Origin of the sequence: Dickeya oryzae (genome assembly GCF_009372235.1) — a bacterium.
Taxonomy (GTDB): domain Bacteria; phylum Pseudomonadota; class Gammaproteobacteria; order Enterobacterales; family Enterobacteriaceae; genus Dickeya; species Dickeya oryzae.
Genome location: NZ_ML762924.1, coordinates 149,806 through 167,444, shown reverse-complemented (window position 1 = coordinate 167,444; position 17,639 = coordinate 149,806). Strand labels below are relative to the sequence as shown.

Sequence of the window (17,639 nt, the reverse complement as noted above, 5' to 3'; positions counted from 1 at the left end):
GCATAAAAAAAAACCGCTGTTGCCGGTAGTCTGTTACAAACGGCATTGATGGGAGAAAAGTCATGAAATTCAGCCATCTTGGATATATCGTTAAAGATAGTGATGCGACTATCGCTGCGATGGCAACTTTTTTCCCCCAGATCACGGTGTATCGCAAGAAAGTCAGCGCCCAGCAGATTTACGTTACCTTCATGAATACCACCCGTCAGGATATGCAGATAGAACTGGTGGAACCGCTGCCGGAAAACCGGCTGTTAAACGGGATGCTGGACAAAGAACGCAAAGATTGCCTGCCGTACCATATTTGCTTTGAAGTCGATGACTTCAACCAGAAATACCAGCAGTTACGTGCAGATGGCTGGCTGGCGCTGACGCGTCCGTTCCATGCCTACCCACAAGGACCGCTGGCCAGTCATCTGTACAAACCGGAGGCAGGCATCATGGAGATCATGTCCGGCAGTACCAGCCTGATCGCGCAAGGAGAAACCGCGTGAATGATTACGCTCGCTTCCTTTTGCCCTTAAAGCGTCTGATTGAAGACACCGTGTCTGAAGGACGTCACCTTGGCGGGCAAATCGATGTTGCCCCAGAGAAAGCACGCCTGACGGCGCAGTACTCACTGGCTCACATGCTCAATACGCTGGGCGTCCCCGCGGATTACCAGCCAACGAGCTGGCTGAAGGAACAGGGCGACGCCCTGCGGGTATTGCCGTTACCCCTGCGCTGCGAGGCTTATGAGTCGTTCGGTTATATCGACCCTAATCTGCTATTCGCCGCACCTGGCCCCGGTATGGCGGCGTTAGTCGTCGATAATATGGGCGACCAGGCGCAGCGAGATGCGTTCTTCTCCCAGTTTACTCGCGAACTGACCTGGAGCTGTTTTGCCATGACCGAACCGGAAGTTGGCAGCGACGCACAACAAATCCAGACCAGCGCCGTCAAGGTGGATGGCGGCTGGCTGATAAACGGCGAGAAGTATCTGATTGGTAACGGTGTCATCGCCGATACCGGCGTATTGTTCGCCCGTACCGCATCCGGTCCGCTTGGCATTAATGTCTTCACGTTTTCACCACGTCATCAGGATGGTGTGTTCGCCGAACGCATCCCCATCAACGGTATACCCGGCTGCAACGTATCGCATCTGAGACTTCGTGATGTGTTCGTACCGGACAGTGCGTTACTGGGACAACACCTGAAACCGACCGAGCGCTTTGCCCGTTCTGCTATGGTAACGTTCGACTCATTACGCCCTTGTGTCGGTGCTATTGCGCTGGGTGTCGCCCGTTCCGTACTCGATCTCACCTTGCAACAGCGTTGGTCCACGCCACGTGCTGCCTGGTTACTGAAAGCCCGGCGTCAGTTGCAGGCCGCGATGGCGCAGGTACGCATGGTCTGTGAGCGTTTTGAACAAGGCGAAAACTGTGGGCGCGACGCCGGGCTTGCCAAAATTACCGCCACCCGGGTGGCCGAGCACGTGGTGATGGCCGCGATTCATCATGCGCCACCAGCCGCGCTGGGCGAGTATCCTCGTTTGGCAAAAGCCTGGCGCGATGTGAAAGCCTTTGAATATACCGAAGGCACCACGTTCATCCACCTGATTAATCACGGTTATCGGGGGGCATAGTGTGGAGTCTCCCGTTATCTCCCCCATCAACCACGCGATAGCACAGGAAGCCGGAAGCCTGACGGTGGAGACGCGCGCCACACCGCTTAGCGCTGAACAACATGCCTTGCTGTTACCCTGGTTTGCCCTGAATGACGCCAACCCTGACATGCCCTGGTTTCTGCATGAGCCGGTTCACCGTGATGAATCCGGCCTGCACGCTGCCGAGGTGATCGCACTCTGCCGCCATTGTTGTGCCCACCATGCCAACAGCGTCCTGCTCTATGAGTATCATGGCGTGCCGCCCCAGTTTCGCACCCCACTGCTGCAAAGCCTGCTTTATGCAGCACCGGGCTTTCATCGCAGTCTGGGGATCAAAGCTCAGGGGCGGACACTGGCCGAGCGTGATCTCGCCTGCACATTGCTGGATCATGATGGCACCGTACTCTACCTGAGCGATCCGTTGCGTCGTGTCAGCACGTGCGCTGACGCGCAACCGGTCACCTATCGCTACTGCCGGTTTTACCCGCACTAACGTTATCAGCCGCTATCATGATAATTCCCGTTACCACGACACCAGACTCGCTGATCACGTTTCTCTTCCTTGCCCACTGTCAGGAGCGCGCTTGTGTTGGGACACATTGAAGCGATAGAAATCGCATTCCCCCCCGACATTCAGTCGCTGGAGGATGTCGCACAGGAAGTCGGCCTGAGTCGGCTCGATATCCGCATGTTTGACCGCTTTTACGGACTGCGCCGTTTTCATGGCGGCCCCGGCACGCTGGACGATCTGCTCACACCGGTTGTCGACCAGATACAACATAACCAGCCGCAGGCGTTCGCCGCCATCAGCCATGTTGTGCACTGTCATACCGTTCCCTGTGTGCGGGTGTTCGACACCGCCAGCCTGACCCCTTCATGGCTGAAGCGCTTCCCACGCCAGACCGAGTTTGCCAGCCTGACCATGGGCCACTGCGCGACCCCACTAACGGCGGCAGAATGGTTACTCAGACAGCTCTCGCCCGGTGCGTTTGGTTTGATGCTGATCGGCGAGAAAGCGTTTCACCCCAGGGTCAAACTGATCAAAGACACGACGCTGATGGGTGAAGCCGCCTGTGCAGTATTACTGACCCGTAACGGTAACGGACCAGCTATCCTCAGCCGCTACACTGGGCAGGATGGCCGCTTCAGTATCCAGCAAGGCGCTGATGAACATGAAACATCCGACTTTGGGCAACATTATGTCGATTTTACCCGCCAGCACCTGCAGGCGGCACTCGACAAGGCTGGGATCACCATAGACCGTGTCGACTGGATAGCGCCACATAACGTCAACCTGGCGTCATGGCATCGTCTGGCGCAATTAATGCACTTCCCGCGGGAAAAAATCTTTCTGGAAAATGTCCCGCGATATGGTCACTGCTTTGGCGCGGATCCGTTTATTAATTTGCACCAGTTGCAGCAACAACAACGTCTGCACAAAGGCGATACCGTATTGCTGGTCAGCGTCGGGTTGGGTGCCACCTACTCCTCGCTACTGATTGAAATTTGACCTAATTGCAATACCGGACAATACAACGCCGTTATTCCCGATAAGGTACAGAGTTATCGTGCGAATGGTATGTTTTGCGACTCGACTAACAGGACAGCTCATGAAAGCGCTTACGTTCAATAATGTATTAAAAGAATTGGATGCACTGGGCGAAAAATTACGGCACGCCGCCAGTCAGGTAGAATCCGATCGTCAGCAGGCTCTGTCCTGTCTTGAGGATGAACTGCTTTATACCATCGCCTATATCGGCATCCCATCCGAGTTTATCCCCTTTCGACAGTGGGACTATCAGGCCTGCCACTACAGCGATCACATCGATATGCTGGAATACCTGAGCCGCTTTGATGCCAGCGGTTTGATGATGTTGCCCGGGGCTTCATTGTCAGCGCGAGCGGTAACGACCCTGGGTACGCCGGAGCAACAGGCGTTCTTCTTTTCCCGCTTTAATAAACCGCCCTGCTGGGCGTTTTTTGCCGTTACCGAGCCAGATGTCGGCTCCGATACACAATCGATCGCCTCGCAACTGACGCCGACAGAAAACGGTTATCTACTGAATGCCCGTAAGAAATTTATCGGTGGTGCGCAGCTGGCGTCCGTCGGGCTGGTTTTCGCCCGTGAAGATAACCGCCAGCTGCTGGTCATGGTCGAGCCGGAACAGGCTGCGCCCCATATGACCATCACGCCGCTGCAACAGTTCGGATTACAGGGCTCCAATCTGACAGAACTCGAGATTAACGGACTCGCCGTGACGCCGGACCACATTCTGGGTCACGACCGTAAAGGGCTCAATCAAGGGTTGGCCGCACTGGGACAAGTGTTTGAACGCCACCGCCCGATGGTCAGCGCAATGGCACTCGGCACCGCCTATGGGCTGCTGCAGGTGCTGGATAACACCCCTTTAACGGCCGACCAACAGCGCTGGCACGCCCAGCAGTGGCGGACTTACCACCTGCTGCGTCGGCAATTGTCGGATATTGCCGTGCGCTACCAGTCAGGTCAGTCGCACTATCACTCCACCAGCCAGCTCAAACGACACTGCACGCTGTTCGTGGAAACGGTTGCACACCGTATGCCACACCTGTTGAGCGAACAAGCCTGGCTGGAAGACACGCCGTTACGCCGTCGTTGTCGTGATGCCTTGGCATTTGAATACATGGAAGGCACCGCCAATATTCACCTGATGAACAGTTTCCGCTGCTATACCGCCAGGGGAGGCGTCTGTGCCCACGTATCTTGACCCACGGTCAATACTGCACCGCAGCTTTACGGCGCCCATCAGTATGCCGCGACAGGCGATAAGCCCGGCGCAGGAGTACTATTGGCACAGCTATGCCTCCCGGTTTTTCGCCAGCAACGGCCTTGACTGGCATGAACGGCTGGTCAATGTGCAACACCGTAGCCAGACCAGCGATATGACCGCGTTTATCAGTATGATCAACCAGTTGCTGCCGGTTTACCGGGCCAGAAACGATCTATCGCATATTGATAGCGTGCTGATGGCACACTGGACGCCGGACCTGCACCTTGGCAGTTCGGTGATTAACTATGTCATTGAGTCGCTAGGATTACCGGCTTGTCTGGCGCTGACTATCAGCGATCGCGGACCGGATGCGGCGCTGTTTGCACTCTCCAGCATTGCCAACTGCCAGCGTGAAGATAACCACGACTCACTGTTGTTGGTAGCCGACCAAAGCAGCCTGCCATACCATTCTGATTTGCTCGACTCGATCGCCCCGGAAAATAACGCCTGCCTGTTTTCCGTCTGTTGTCATGAGCGCGCGCTGCATTATCGGGGCTTCTGTCGTCACCCCCAGCCCACTGCGCAAACATTACCGCAAACCGTCACGGCCTTATGCCAACGTTTTGATCTACAGCGCAACCGCTTGTGCGTGGTGGCAGAGCCGCTATTGCTGGCGACCTTACCGCCATCCATGAACGGCATCGCCACCAATCCGCATTTGGTCTGTGCGGCACCGTTTGTCGCGTTGGCGGAAAATTACCAGCCAGGCTGCGATTATCTGCTATTGGTTCACTATCAGGACATGCTCAGCGCTGTCGCTCTGCAAGGATTGGAATAGTGCGTCTGACCCATTTTGTTACCTGGATACCAGAGCGTCGGCTCAGTGCCAGCGACATCATCCAGGCAGCGGGTGCCAGCGCATCGGAAGCCCGGGTCTTCTCGCAGCTGTTCGGCTTCCGACACGTCGCCGCTCTCGATAATGACATCCCGCTGGCGTCGGTATTCCATCGGCTGATCAGTGAATTACAACACCAGTCTGCACACCCCGAACGCCCGGCTGATGTGCTGATTTACGCGCACGGCATGCCGGTTCAGTCGCCAGAGCAGTCCCACTGGCTGGCGCAGCTTGGCCGAGAACATCCCTTTATTCATGCACATGCGCCTTGCTACGAACTGGACCAGCAAAACTGCGCGACGCTATTCTGGGCACTGGATCTGGCACAACGGCTGTTATCGCAACAACGGGCAGAGCGGGTGGTGATTATTGCTGGCGATACCCTATCAGCATTAGCCACTGAGGAGCGCTACTTTCCCGGCTGTACGCTCGCAGGCGATGCCTTTGCAGCCTTGCTACTGGAAAATCAGCCATCGGGTCTTCAAATCGGTCCAGTTTATCTTGGGCAACGACCAGAGTTTCATGAAGGGATCCACGGCAGTGAACAGGCCAGAAAAGCGTTTTTCCAGGCTCACGATGAACTGGTGCTCGACGCACTACAACCAATCACTTCCGGTAGTTCGGAGCCTTTTCATCTGCTCCCCCACAACATCAATCGATTAAGCTGGCTCAATTATTCCCGTCGTCACCACCACCCGCTGGAAAATATCGCACTGGGCCTCATGCCGGATATCGGCCATTGCTACACCACCGACCCGCTGTTGTTATTGGATGCGGCACTGCCCGCTATCCGTTGCGGTAAACCACATGTCATGCTGTCCGTCGGTCTGGGAGCCTGGATCGGCAGTTGTCGGATAATCTATACCGGCACGCCGGTTTAATGCCTTGCGATTTAGCCCGGTGCTATTAGCCGGGTTTTAGCCGGATGGCTTAGAACAACATTTAATCCTATTTATTCGGGAAACTCTCAATCTCAGACAACAATGGATAATTCTGCTATGCATAATAGCAATTAGGGAAAGCTTTCGTTGGCTTGCCAACGATAAGAGACAAGGACGTAACTGCCCCGCACCGCCCGGTACCAGGGATGCATCATCGGACGGATTGACCAGACAAGGATTGGCTGGCCGCGGGTTCCCTCCTGATAAGGATATCAGGCTGGCAGATAAGGATAGCGACGGAAAAGGAGAGAGGAATGAAAGCGCTGCTTTGTTCCGCGTTAGTACTGCTGCCATTGACGGTGGCCTGTTCACCAACGAATCAGCAAAATGTGGATGTGCCCTCCTTTACGACATTGGATGTCAGCCGTGGCCTGAATGTCACACTGGTTTGCGGTAATGGATACCGCGTGGAGACCAGCGCCAGACAGGATGTTCTGGAAAAGCTGGTCATCCGCCCCCAGGGTCAGAGTCTGGTCATAGAAAACCACGCCAGCGATGACAGCATTCTGCGTGATCATGACGCGACCGTCAGGATAACGGTCAGCGCGCCGATCACGGTTGTTAAAGCGCAGGCTGGTGTCACGATGTCCATTCCCGCCTGTGCAGTTTCACCCGATGCCTTTGCGGTTAACGGGAGTATGGGCACAGCGGTCAATGTTGCGGGGACAACGCGTCGGCTCGACCTGTCGCTGGCAATGGGGGCCTCGTTTAACGCGTATGAAAAAGCATCCCATGAAAAGGCATTTTCAGCACAAGAAGCTGTCGTGAATATCGCGATGGGTGTTGATGCTCGGTTATGCCACGTACGGCAGTTAAGCGGCACTATTACGACCGGAGCCAGAGTCCGGGTCGCACCAGACACACTGGTTCAGACCAACAACGGTATCGCTGGTCTGGTCGAGCATGATGGTTGCTAGCTACTGAGTACAGAGGTAATCGACAGTATCTCACTGTGCCTGCACGCATCCAGTGCTCAGCTCACCTTGTGGCCCTGCTATCTTGTGGCCGCTTCATCTTGTGGTGTTTCATCCTGTACTGTTTCATCCTGTACTGTTTCATCCTGTAATAGCAATAAGCGCCACGTATCCGCGTCGGTCGATGCGTTGGGTAACAGGCAACAGCTTAGCGTAACCGCTGGTTCCCCTTCGACCCATTCCTCACGCAATCGGCACGTGACCACACTTCCGCAATCAACCACCTGAAGTGCACCCTGATGGTCAGTCAGGCAGCTAAATGATTCCAGCGACTTATGTAACCCCAGCCCCAGCGCTTTGATATAGGCTTCTTTACGGCTCCACAACCGGGTAAACGCCGACAAAAATTGCACGTCATCAAGCGACTCCAGCCAGCGGATTTCATCGGGGTGAAAAAAGCGTTTCGCGACTGCCCGTTTGCGGTCCACCTGCCCTTGACAACGTTCGACATCCACCCCGACCTGGCTGTAACGCGCAAAAGCAAACGCGAAGGCGCTATGGGTATGGGACAGATTGAACTGAATAGCCGGGTGCTGTGGTAAAAACGGTTTGCCATACGGGTTGCGCGCAAAACACAGTGCAGAAGCATCCTGCTGGCATAATGGCGCCAGCAAAAGACGCAGTATGCCTTCTGCCAGTTGACGCGATGTTAACGGCGCATCAGTAGCGAGACCGCAGGCCTGACGCGCTTGCATCACGATCATCGGGTCGGGTTCTCGCACACGCGATACCACCACACAATGGGGGTACGGCCATGTTCTTGCCGTCAGGTCATCCCAACGGCAGGAAGATATTGACGACACAGCCTTCTGCATCCTTACGGTTCTCCAACGTCAGGTGCCCGTCATGCCCTTCAACAATCTGCCGACACAAAATCAGACCAATGCCGCTGCCATGCGTCTTGGTGGTATAAAACGGTACGAACAGGTTTTCGATATTCGCCACCCCTTTACCCTGATCGATAATCTCGATGTGCAACTGTCGGGCGACCGCTTTCCAGCGCAGTACAATTTCCCCCTGCCCCGGCGGCATCGCCTCATCGGCATTTTTTAACAGGTTGATGAACATCTGCTGCATTTGGTTGGCATCGACCATCACCTGCTGCGGTGCTTCACCGGCAAAAACCAGCTTACGCTGGGGGAACAGCATCGTCATTTGCATCATTAACCCGGCGATATCACACGGCTGCCTGTTCGCCGGTGGCAGGCGATTTAACTGACGATAACTGCCAACAAACGTGATCAATTCGCGGGCACGATTGTTGATGATCTCCATCCCATTGACCAGATCCGGCGCTGACGGGTGCGAGTTATCCTTACGGAATACCTGTAACAACGTCTGACTGATGGAGGCGATCGGCGTCAGCGAGTTATTAATCTCATGGCTAATCACCCGCAGCAGGTTCTGCCAGGTTTTCTGCTCTTCGTTACGCAGCAGTTTGCTCACGTCACTGATAAATAGCAGATGGTTTTGTCGGCCATCCTCAATAAAGGAATCGTGGCGAATCTGGAACATGCCGCGAGTACCAGGAAAACGCCAGTCAACAGGCTCGGCATCGGATGGTTGCTGCAACAACCCCTCCAGGCCGAACTCCGACGCGGGTTGCCCGACCAATAACGACAACGGTTTGTTGATCAACGCCGCTGCCGCGTCGTTGCACCAGATGATGCGGCGATCGGCATCCAGCGCAAAGACGCTGATGTTGATATTGGAGATCACCTTATGCAGCACATAGTAGGTTTCTTTTTGCTGTTGACGGCTGCGCGCCATTGCGCCAGAGAGCTGGTTAATCTGACGGATCAGATTATCAAACGCACTTTTGCCCTTGGTCACACCGCGCAGGCTGAAATTCTCCTGCTCCAGCGCTTCCAGCAGGTTAGACACAACATGTATTTTGCCATTCAGACGTTCGGAAAACGTAAAGCTGCTGTAGATCAGGCAAAGAAAAATAATGAATATCGTCAGTACCTTAAGATATACCGACTGATCGGGGAACAGCCATAGCAGAAAATACCCCAGCAAACCCGCAATCGCTGCGACATTGAATGACAACAGGTGAGGAGGCTCAAAAGAGGAGTCGAGTTTACTCATGGTTAATTTTGTACTTTTCCAGTCGTCGGTAGAACGCACTGCGACTCAGCCCCAGCGAGCGGGCCGCCTTGATGGCATTGCCGTCAAATTTCGCCATACGCTGACATAGCAGACGTTCTTCAATATCGGCCAGCGTCGCATCGGAAGCAAACTCCGGCTCCGCTGTCACCATTTTTTGCGGCGCAGTGGGGAGTGACGGAAAAATATCGTCACTGTTTAGCCGTGACGATCCGCACAGCAGTACCGCCCGTTCCAGCAAGTGACTCAGTTCACGGATATTTCCCGGCCAGTGGTATCCATATAACGCCGCCTGTCCGGACGAACTGAGTCCCGGCGCCGACTTATTGTATTTTCTGGCATATCGGTCAATGAAGTTCAACGCCAGCGGCATGATGTCTTGCTGCCGTTCCACCAGTGACGGCACACGTAGCTCAATGGTATTGAGACGGTAATACAGATCCTGTCGGAACGTACCTTCAACCACTCTGGCACCGAGTTCGGCGTTAGTCGCGGCAATGATCCGGCAGTTAGTCTTCAGTGTGCGGGATGACCCGACCCGTTCAAAGCACCGTTCCTCAAGAATACGTAACAACTTGCTTTGCTGGGTCAGCGGCAGGTTACCTACCTCATCCAGAAACAGTGTTCCTTTGTCCGCCAACTCAAAGCGCCCGACACGACTTTCCCGCGCATCAGTAAACGCGCCTTTCACATGACCGAACATCTCGCTTTCAAACAGGTTCTCGTTGATACACCCCATGTTCACCGACACCATGTTCTCGTCACGGCGTGAAGACAATTGATGAATCACCCGGGCCAGCAGGCTTTTACCTGTACCGTTTTCGCCCAAAATCAGGATGTTGGTCTCGGTTGCGGCCACCTGCTCCACCACCCGCATTAACTGCTTCATTGGCGCAGATTCCACAACCCACTCGCCATTGAAATTATCTTCCAGCTCCAGCTTGAGCAGTTTGTTTTCTTCTTTCAGGCGTTTACCTGAGCGCTGGCTGAGGCTAAAAGAGATTTGCTGGCGAATAACATTCAACAGCCGCTCGTTGTCCCAGGGTTTCTGAATGAAATCGACCGCACCCGCCCGCATGGCGCTGACGGCAATATCGACACTTCCCCAGCCCGTCATGGCCACAACCGGCAGATACTCGTCATACCGTTTGATCTCGTCGAGCAATACCAGCCCTTCCTGCCCGGACGTGGTATCACGCTGATAGTTCATATCCATCAGGATCAAATCGAAATCATGCTGGGATAGCTGAACAGGCACCTGCTCAACGGCAGAACACAGTGTGACCTGATACCCTTCCATGGACAGTAACATCTGCAAGCTGGCCAGAATATGTGCGTCGTCATCAACAATGAGGATATGTTGCTTATCCGCCATACGGGTCCTTATCACTCTGGTTCATACTGAAATTTACACTGACAGTCACCACCGCAGGCAACCCCTGCGGCGATGCCCTTACAGCATAATCGATCTGTGGTAACTATTAACGGCTCTGTTGCGGGAAACTGGAGTGCCAGCCGGTATCCTGCCATGAGCGCACATGCCGGTGCTACAGGCAGCATACCGCCTGCTCAGTTTATTCATAGCGTATCGCATCACCCGGTTTCATCATGATGACACGTCGGGATGGGATCCAGGTGGCAAGTGCGACAATGGTCATGATAAACAACGCGACACAAACGAATAGCAAAACAAAATTGCCTCGGCCATCACCTAAAGCGCGGTTAATTCCAGGTGCCGCGAATAAAGCCAAGGGCAACCCCAGAATCAAACCCAGAATAAGTTGGTTTGCCCCTTGTAGCATCAGCATTTTAAGCAAATGCTTAGGTGTCGCCCCCAGTACCTGACGAATGCCTATCTCCTGGGTTCGCTGGCTGATTGCATTTTGCGTCACAGCATAAATACCGCTAGATGACAGTACAATCGCAATAACCCCAAACAACATGAACAGGTTGGCAACGAATCTGACGCCGAGGGTATTCTTTTCAAGCATGTTATTTAGTGTTTGAGGGGTTGCCACCGGCATCATGCTATCGACGTTATAGAGTGCGAGTTTAAGCCGCTCAGGCAGCATAGAAGGCCTGCCAGACTTGAGCATAATCGTCATGATCGGTGTGGGTCGTTGTAATAACGAGCGATACACTGTTGCACGGTTTTTAAACGCACTAAACGGCCTGCCATGCACAATATGCGTGGTCACACCAATAATGGTATACCAACCTGATTCCTCCTCATTTCTGAAGCGGATGCGCTTCCCTATCGCACTTTTTTCATCCGACCAATACTTTTTAGCCAGCGACTCGCTGATTACCGCAACAGGGGTGGACTTTTCATTATCTGCCGCTGAAAATTCCCGACCATAAATTATTGTCGCACCCATTCCAATCAGACTGCCGGGCATGACCTGCACATCATTCACCATCGGATCAAATTCATCGCTATTCTTCCCATCCTCTCTGTTTTCAATAATGAGCTGATGAGCAGCGGTAAACTCCCCCGGAGCACTGGTAGTAATAGATTCGGCGGCAACATCTGGAATAGCCTGTAATTGCCTGGATAAGCTCAGGTAAAAATCACGTCTGCTTTGCGGCGTGGGATACACATCTTTATTAAGATTAAGACGGGATATCTGATAGCCATCAGTGGCAACCCCGTAGTCTGCATTTTTCGCCTTGGTCACTAAAATCAATAATAGAATGCTGATGCATAATATTGAGAAAGAAAGGGCTACTTCTATAATGACGAGCGAACGCCCAGCCTTACTGGTTCGATAGCCGGGAATACCGCGAGCGCCATCTCTCAATGCCTGAAAAAATTGCCCATTGGCAATCTTCCATGCAGGCAACGCCCCCGTAATAAATGCCGTCACGACAACCAGAACACTCGCGTTAAAAATCATATTGGCATCAAGTGACAAATGCCACCAGGATGGAACACGATTAGGAACAAATCGGGGGAAGATGGTATTTGTCAGATCTAATCCCCAGGCAGCCAGTAATACCCCAACAATCCCTGCCAGGATACAGATGATCAGGCTTTCCCATAACATCTGCATAATCAAACGCATCATGGGTGAGCCTAACGCAACACGAACAGCAATCTCTCTTGTACGCTGGTGAGAGCGCGCTAAAAGCAGATTTCCCACATTACAACACGCTAACAATAGGACAAAAGCTACGGCGGATAGGGTTATTAAGAATACCTGCGCGGTATCATCTCCCATAAAACTAACTTGAAAAGACAGGGCTATCGCCGATACGCCTTTATTGCTTTCTGGATATTTATCAGCCAGCCGCTTCATGACGGATGCAATTTCTTGATTGGCCTCATCCAGGGAATAGCGAGGGTTTACATGTGCATACACATAAACTTCAGGCGCCTGACTTCTCAGGGAAAATGATTGTTGCTCTATTTTTGATGGCAGCCAGAGATCGTGGAAAAATGGAAACTCGAAGCCTTTAGGCATAACGCCAACAATATGAGTGCGTATACCGTTTATCTGTACTGACTGGCTAAGAATATCATTTCTACCGTTAAAATAATTCTGCCACAGATCATAGCTAATCACCGTTACCGGTAATGCACCGGATAACATATCGTTTTCATTAAAAATACGCCCCATCAAGGGTGACACACCCGTATAACTGAACATCTGAGGTGTGCTAAGAATCCCTATATAACGGGCAGAGTTTTTCCCATCATTGAGATCTAAATACTCGGCGTAAAAATAGCCGATATCATTTATCTTAGTTAACTGACGGGAAAGCTCGGTATAGTCGAGAAAATTCAAGCCGGAGTCATCCAGACTGACCCCACCAACGTTCGGCGTCACCATCACCATACCTTCCCCTCTAGGGTACGGCAGCGTCTTGTACATGATGGTATTGATGACGGAATACATATAGAGCGCCAGCCCCAACCCGCAAGCCATAACGGTAATGGTCAGCACGCTAAATCCTGGGCTTTTCAGCAGCAGGCGCAAGGCGTAACGGATATCAAACCAGAAATTCATCGTACTATACCGCCTGACGCAATTGTCCATTCTCACCATCTGCCACGACCTGGCCGTCAGACAGGACAATGGTACGCTGAGCGCGCATGGCGGAACGGGGATCATGGGTGACAATGCAGATGGTCGCGCCGTCCTGATGCAATTCATCCAGAATATTCATCACCGCCTCGGCATTGGCGGAATCCAGGTTGCCGGTGGGCTCATCCGCCAGCAGCAGTGACGGTTTGCCAACAATCGCCCGCGCTACGGCAACCCGCTGTTGCTGACCACCGGAGAGTTGCGAGGGATAATGCCGCACCCGATGCGACATGTTGACTTTCTCCAGTGCCTGAATCACCCGCGCTTTCTGTTCCGCACGCGACAAGTCATTACGGTAAGTGAGCGGCAACGCGACATTTTCCGCGATGGTCAAATCGCTTATCAAATTAAATGACTGAAAAATAAAGCCAATTTCACGGTTTCGCAGTCGAGCCATTTCCCGGCGGCTGATGCGTTCAACATCAGTCCCATTCAACCGGTACTGTCCCTCTGTGGGCGTATCCAGCAATCCCATGATGGACAGCAGTGTCGATTTCCCGCAGCCGGATGGCCCCGCGATGGAGACGTACTCTCCCGAGTGAATAGAAAGGTTTATCTTGCTAAGGGCATGCGTTTCAATTTCATCGGTAAGAAAAATTTTATGCACATTATCAAGTTGAACCAGCACCGTCATGGGAAATCCTCAGTGTATAAATAGAGTCAGCCTTCCTGAGACCGAGGGTATCTTACAGGCTGTCGACCACTCACTTTTATCTCTGGTTTTAAAAATGCGTCCAAAATACACAGGTTATCCGCAAAACTGACTTCACCTTTTCTGAATTTAGCAGCATAAATCATACCAACTATTCCTCAGGCTCCGTTCCCGAACGCCATTTCCATCCCGCTTTATCCCGGCAGGCAGGCGAACCACGGATATCTATCCATTGCTACCAGAGCCACCCTCTCGCCGTTGCCACACCCACACACACCCGCTACACCATGGGCTCGCGTTGCCTATAGACCAATTGCGAGACGAAAAATCCCATGTTCGACACGTCATCGTCCCATTAATGGGATCACTTATAGGCAGGCGTAAGCATTTCCCTTTAAAAACAAGCAATAACAACATGGCACACAATTTGCCTTAGACAGATCGTACGTCTGACCAAGGGACAATAATCAACCACTGAATTCGCCGCTGTAAGGATTTTTGGATTTAGCTGGACCAGACACGGGGAATCTATTTTTTTGGGATGACACCATGAGCTTACAGAACACCTTTGCCCATACCGTAGATAACGATATTTTTAACAATAACCTGATTCAGGACATGTATCGTCGTCACCCTAACCTGCGCAAAACACTCGCAGCGAACAATAAAGCGACCAGCCTGGCGGGAATTATTGACTATATCATCGACAATATCGGCAACAATATTACGCTGGAAGATCTTGAAGCGGTCAGCGGTAAATCAAAATTCGATATCTGTCGTCTCTTCAACCAGGTGTATAACATTACGCCGATGCGCTGGATTTGGCGTGTCAGACTGACACTGGCCAAAGAGATTATTCACATTTCGCCTAATTGGTCGCTCACCGATATTTGTTATGCGTGCGGATTTTCCTCGCTGCCACACTTCTCGCGTTGCTTTACCAAGACGTACAACATTGCACCGCTGAAGTACCGTAAAACCGTGTCGCTGGAGCGGGAAAACGATTCACCGCGCACCCTGCAAAACATGAGCTTCGACATCATTTTCGGCAAACAGCGTCATCTGTTTTCTCGCCACGTGCTGCTGGACAACATTCATAATCTCTGTAATTAACTCAAAGCCCGCCATGAGATGACGCATGGCGGGCTCGCGTTTTCACACCGGCAAAGCACGGGCTTCGATACCATCAATGCCGCGCATTACCGCATTATGACGCGACGCGATCAAGAAGTGGCTTTACCTGCGTGTCGGTTCCGGCATTCGCCTCCGCGAAAAATGCCAGAATACGCTGGTGTACCAGCGGGCTGCGTAAAATGCCCAAATGCCCCAGCCCGCGGGTGTAGAAAAGTTCGCTGTGGGCAAGTGCCTGATGAATAGCATCAGCCACATCAGGGCGAACCCGTGCGTCCTGCCAGTCATGACAAATCAGTGTCGGGCAATCCAGCGTGCGGTACAACGCCTCACCCACCCAGTCGGGGTGAAAGCCAAAACGCTGCGCATAAATGGCTTTCATGGGGGCGGCCAGCGATGCCGATACCGATGCCCCCGCCAGAAACCTGTCGATCATGCTGCCAAAATTGTCCGGACTGGCCAGCAGCACCAGGCGCTGCGCCGCCAGCCCTTGAGCCAGTGCCAGGCTACACACCAAACCACCGCTGGAATGCCCAACCACCGCGTAAAACGGCCCATAACGCCGCTCCATCTCAATGATCAGACTGGCCAGCTCATAATTGGACACCCGCTTTCCGTCGGACAACCCATGCGCCAGCAGATCCGGCATGATCACCGCGTATCCCTGTGCTTTTAGCGCCTCGCACAGCGGTCGGAACATGATGCCGCGCCCTTCCCAGCCGTGCACCAGCAGCACGGTTTTTGTCGGCGTCTCCGTCGGTGGCGGTACCCAGCGAAACACATACACCGTCTGGTGTCGGAAACCGATTTTTTCCTGTAGAAAACCGGCCAGATACTCATGATCGACCTGTTTGTAGGCGATATAACGCGTAGTCTCAAACAAGAACAACAGATAGCGCGCCGCCAGGTGCAACGACAAGCGCTCAAGCAGCCACAAATCCGCCAGACGCAATGCACGACACAGGCGGACATAATGGGTTTCCGGCTTGATGTGCACTTTAAGCAGCAGCGACGGGCGACGTTTTAGCCTCACCAGCACACGGTAATAATTGTATTGCACCAACGTCGCCAGCCACATCAGCGGGTAGCACAGGTTATACAGCAGCATCCTGTTCTCCCAGCGCGCAAGCCAGCAACCGATACTCACGCAGGAACACCACCGCATACACCAGGCTAAACGCGACGATCAAACCGGCAATCGCCTGTATATCGCTAAAGTAACGGTGAGCACCCAACGCCACCGCCACCATCAGCAACTCCAGCACCAGCGTGAACAGCAATACCCGTCTTCCCCTGTCCACCTGCTCCAACAGCGTCTGTAATGCCGCCACCAGTGAGGTGAGAAAAAACGTCGGCAATAGCAACCACAACAGTATTTGACTGGATTGCCGAATGACCTCGTCGTTGGAAAAACCGGCCAGAATGCCGTTGCGCGCCCAACATACGCCGAGGGTCAGCGCCAGATAGGCGAAAACAATCAGCCAGACACCATTATTCAGCAACGCCACCAGTTGTGATGCCGGGTGGGTATGGCGGCGCTGATTGAGCAAAATCGCAATCGCGGATCCGGTCGCCACCGCAGGAATGATGAAAAAAGCCCGCAGCTTTATCACGATCAGGAAGGCAGGCAGGAAACCCGCCCCCAGGGCCGCCACCAGCGGAAAGAGAACCATTGAGCTAAAGAACACCACCAGCATGGAAAACCCGACCGGCAGCCCCGCATTCGCCAGCAACGCCAATAAACGCGGTGCAAACGCTCGCGGCCGCTCATCCGGTACCGGTGTCGCCGCCTGACGCAACGACCACAATGCCGCTGGCAGCAACACCAGTGCCGGCAGGCTATTGGCCAGTAACACCGCGTCGAAACCAAGCTGGTAGACATGAAATCCCAGATAACATCCCGCCGCGCTCAGCAGCACATAGCTGCACATCAGCGTCATGGCCGACACGGTGCGCCCCTGCCCACGCAACGCGGCGTTACACATCTCCAGCGCCAGAAATGGCGTCATGGATAGCAGATACGCCGGTGCGGCGGTTCGCATCAACGCCAGATCCGGGCTATTCATCCAGTCAGACAAGGGCAACGCCAACACACGGCATACCAGTGCCGCCAGTGCCGTCACCACTACGCCAAGCGCACCTAACAGCAACGTACTGTGCCAGATGCGCTGTCGCGGCCAGTCATGGCGTGAGCGGGCACTGAACACCTGATTAGTGATAGCCAGACATTCCAGAATAGCGATAAACAGAAAGTTGAACGGCTGTAAAAAAGAGAGCGTCAGCAACGTCTGGCTTTCAGCGCCATTGCCCAAAATCGCAATCTGCATATTCTGAGACAATGACACCACCACCGCGGTCACCATCATCGGCCATGCTAACGCCACTATCTGCCGTATATCCCCGCTCGCAGCCGGGGCAGCTCTGGACATCACACGCGAGATCAGGCTCATGGTT

16 protein-coding genes are annotated in these 17,639 nt (G+C 53.4%); 9 read left to right on the top strand and 7 right to left on the bottom strand.

Annotated elements, in window-relative coordinates; translation table 11 throughout:
• Nucleotides 1-62: 62 nt before the first annotated feature.
• From FAZ14_RS10720 to FAZ14_RS10685, 8 genes are all read left to right on the top strand, one after another.
• Entirely contained in the window at nucleotides 63-494 is a 432-nt protein-coding gene (locus tag FAZ14_RS10720; RefSeq protein ID WP_038926797.1) for a VOC family protein, read from the top strand.
• Nucleotides 491-1,624 carry an acyl-CoA dehydrogenase family protein gene (locus FAZ14_RS10715; protein ID WP_016941544.1) on the top strand — a complete coding sequence of 378 codons (1,134 nt, stop codon included), beginning with the start codon at nucleotides 491-493 and terminating at the stop codon, nucleotides 1,622-1,624. The genes FAZ14_RS10720 and FAZ14_RS10715 overlap by 4 nt, the downstream gene beginning before the upstream one ends.
• A 64-nt stretch (nucleotides 1,625-1,688) precedes the next feature.
• Entirely contained in the window at nucleotides 1,689-2,138 is a 450-nt protein-coding gene (locus FAZ14_RS10710; protein ID WP_016941545.1) for a hypothetical protein, read from the top strand.
• 93 nt (nucleotides 2,139-2,231) lie between these two features.
• The gene (locus tag FAZ14_RS10705) at nucleotides 2,232-3,155 is read left to right on the top strand and encodes a 3-oxoacyl-[acyl-carrier-protein] synthase III C-terminal domain-containing protein (RefSeq protein WP_016941546.1); all 924 of its coding nucleotides are present in this window, start codon (nucleotides 2,232-2,234) and stop codon (nucleotides 3,153-3,155) included.
• Between the two features lie 100 nt (nucleotides 3,156-3,255).
• On the top strand, nucleotides 3,256-4,392 hold the full coding sequence (locus FAZ14_RS10700) for an acyl-CoA dehydrogenase family protein (protein WP_153508509.1): 1,137 nt from the start codon (nucleotides 3,256-3,258) through the stop codon (nucleotides 4,390-4,392).
• The gene (locus FAZ14_RS10695; RefSeq protein WP_029456361.1) at nucleotides 4,376-5,233 is read left to right on the top strand and encodes a hypothetical protein; all 858 of its coding nucleotides are present in this window, start codon (nucleotides 4,376-4,378) and stop codon (nucleotides 5,231-5,233) included. The genes FAZ14_RS10700 and FAZ14_RS10695 overlap by 17 nt, the downstream gene beginning before the upstream one ends.
• Nucleotides 5,233-6,171, top strand: a complete 939-nt coding sequence (locus FAZ14_RS10690; RefSeq protein WP_016941549.1) for a beta-ketoacyl-[acyl-carrier-protein] synthase family protein — start codon at nucleotides 5,233-5,235, stop codon at nucleotides 6,169-6,171. Before FAZ14_RS10695 ends, FAZ14_RS10690 begins: the two co-directional genes overlap by 1 nt.
• Before the next feature lie 314 nt (nucleotides 6,172-6,485).
• Complete coding sequence (locus FAZ14_RS10685; RefSeq protein WP_016941550.1) at nucleotides 6,486-7,148, top strand: GIN domain-containing protein; 663 nt, start codon at nucleotides 6,486-6,488, stop codon at nucleotides 7,146-7,148.
• Nucleotides 7,149-7,225: 77 nt separating this feature from the next.
• Here FAZ14_RS10685 and FAZ14_RS10680 read toward each other — a convergent pair whose 3' ends face one another.
• The 5 genes from FAZ14_RS10680 to FAZ14_RS10660 all read right to left on the bottom strand — a co-directional run bounded on the left by FAZ14_RS10680 (nucleotide 7,226) and on the right by FAZ14_RS10660 (nucleotide 14,036).
• Nucleotides 7,226-8,008 carry a 4'-phosphopantetheinyl transferase family protein gene (locus tag FAZ14_RS10680; protein WP_235914512.1) on the bottom strand — a complete coding sequence of 261 codons (783 nt, stop codon included), beginning with the start codon at nucleotides 8,006-8,008 and terminating at the stop codon, nucleotides 7,226-7,228.
• Nucleotides 7,977-9,296, bottom strand: coding sequence for a two-component system sensor histidine kinase VfmI (gene vfmI, locus FAZ14_RS10675; RefSeq protein WP_016941552.1), 1,320 nt, complete (start codon nucleotides 9,294-9,296; stop codon nucleotides 7,977-7,979). Before vfmI ends, FAZ14_RS10680 begins: the two co-directional genes overlap by 32 nt.
• A complete protein-coding gene (vfmH, locus tag FAZ14_RS10670) occupies nucleotides 9,289-10,689 on the bottom strand; it encodes a two-component system response regulator VfmH (protein WP_016941553.1) in 1,401 nt (466 codons plus the stop codon). Before vfmH ends, vfmI begins: the two co-directional genes overlap by 8 nt.
• 199 nt (nucleotides 10,690-10,888) lie before the next feature.
• Nucleotides 10,889-13,324 (bottom strand): ADOP family duplicated permease, encoded by a 2,436-nt coding sequence (locus tag FAZ14_RS10665; RefSeq protein ID WP_038926801.1) that lies wholly within the window; start codon nucleotides 13,322-13,324, stop codon nucleotides 10,889-10,891.
• Between the two features lie 4 nt (nucleotides 13,325-13,328).
• Nucleotides 13,329-14,036, bottom strand: coding sequence for an ABC transporter ATP-binding protein (locus tag FAZ14_RS10660; RefSeq protein WP_012882842.1), 708 nt, complete (start codon nucleotides 14,034-14,036; stop codon nucleotides 13,329-13,331).
• Between the two features lie 567 nt (nucleotides 14,037-14,603).
• Here FAZ14_RS10660 and vfmE point away from each other — a divergent pair.
• Nucleotides 14,604-15,167, top strand: a complete 564-nt coding sequence (gene vfmE / locus FAZ14_RS10655; RefSeq protein ID WP_012882841.1) for an AraC family transcriptional regulator VfmE — start codon at nucleotides 14,604-14,606, stop codon at nucleotides 15,165-15,167.
• A 94-nt stretch (nucleotides 15,168-15,261) separates the two neighbouring features.
• Here the strand turns inward: vfmE and FAZ14_RS10650 are convergent, their stop codons facing one another.
• Together FAZ14_RS10650 and FAZ14_RS10645 are read right to left on the bottom strand one after the other, a co-directional pair.
• Nucleotides 15,262-16,293: an alpha/beta fold hydrolase gene (locus FAZ14_RS10650; protein WP_016941555.1), complete on the bottom strand. Its 1,032-nt coding sequence runs from the start codon at nucleotides 16,291-16,293 to the stop codon at nucleotides 15,262-15,264.
• Nucleotides 16,280-17,635, bottom strand: coding sequence for an MATE family efflux transporter (locus tag FAZ14_RS10645; RefSeq protein WP_038926802.1), 1,356 nt, complete (start codon nucleotides 17,633-17,635; stop codon nucleotides 16,280-16,282). Before FAZ14_RS10645 ends, FAZ14_RS10650 begins: the two co-directional genes overlap by 14 nt.
• Nucleotides 17,636-17,639 lie beyond the last annotated feature (4 nt).

Bases quoted from the DNA above. Each gene is read 5' to 3' on its own strand.
- FAZ14_RS10645 (WP_038926802.1), bottom strand. From the start codon at position 17,635: ATGAGCCTGATCTCGCGTGTGATGTCCAGAGCTGCCCCGGCTGCGAGC.
- FAZ14_RS10660 (WP_012882842.1), bottom strand. From the start codon at position 14,036: ATGACGGTGCTGGTTCAACTTGATAATGTGCATAAAATTTTTCTTACC.
- FAZ14_RS10685 (WP_016941550.1), top strand. From the start codon at position 6,486: ATGAAAGCGCTGCTTTGTTCCGCGTTAGTACTGCTGCCATTGACGGTG.
- vfmI (WP_016941552.1), bottom strand. From the start codon at position 9,296: ATGAGTAAACTCGACTCCTCTTTTGAGCCTCCTCACCTGTTGTCATTC.
- FAZ14_RS10665 (WP_038926801.1), bottom strand. From the start codon at position 13,324: ATGAATTTCTGGTTTGATATCCGTTACGCCTTGCGCCTGCTGCTGAAA.
- vfmE (WP_012882841.1), top strand. From the start codon at position 14,604: ATGAGCTTACAGAACACCTTTGCCCATACCGTAGATAACGATATTTTT.
- FAZ14_RS10720 (WP_038926797.1), top strand. From the start codon at position 63: ATGAAATTCAGCCATCTTGGATATATCGTTAAAGATAGTGATGCGACT.
- FAZ14_RS10650 (WP_016941555.1), bottom strand. From the start codon at position 16,293: ATGCTGCTGTATAACCTGTGCTACCCGCTGATGTGGCTGGCGACGTTG.
- FAZ14_RS10700 (WP_153508509.1), top strand. From the start codon at position 3,256: ATGAAAGCGCTTACGTTCAATAATGTATTAAAAGAATTGGATGCACTG.
- vfmH (WP_016941553.1), bottom strand. From the start codon at position 10,689: ATGGCGGATAAGCAACATATCCTCATTGTTGATGACGACGCACATATT.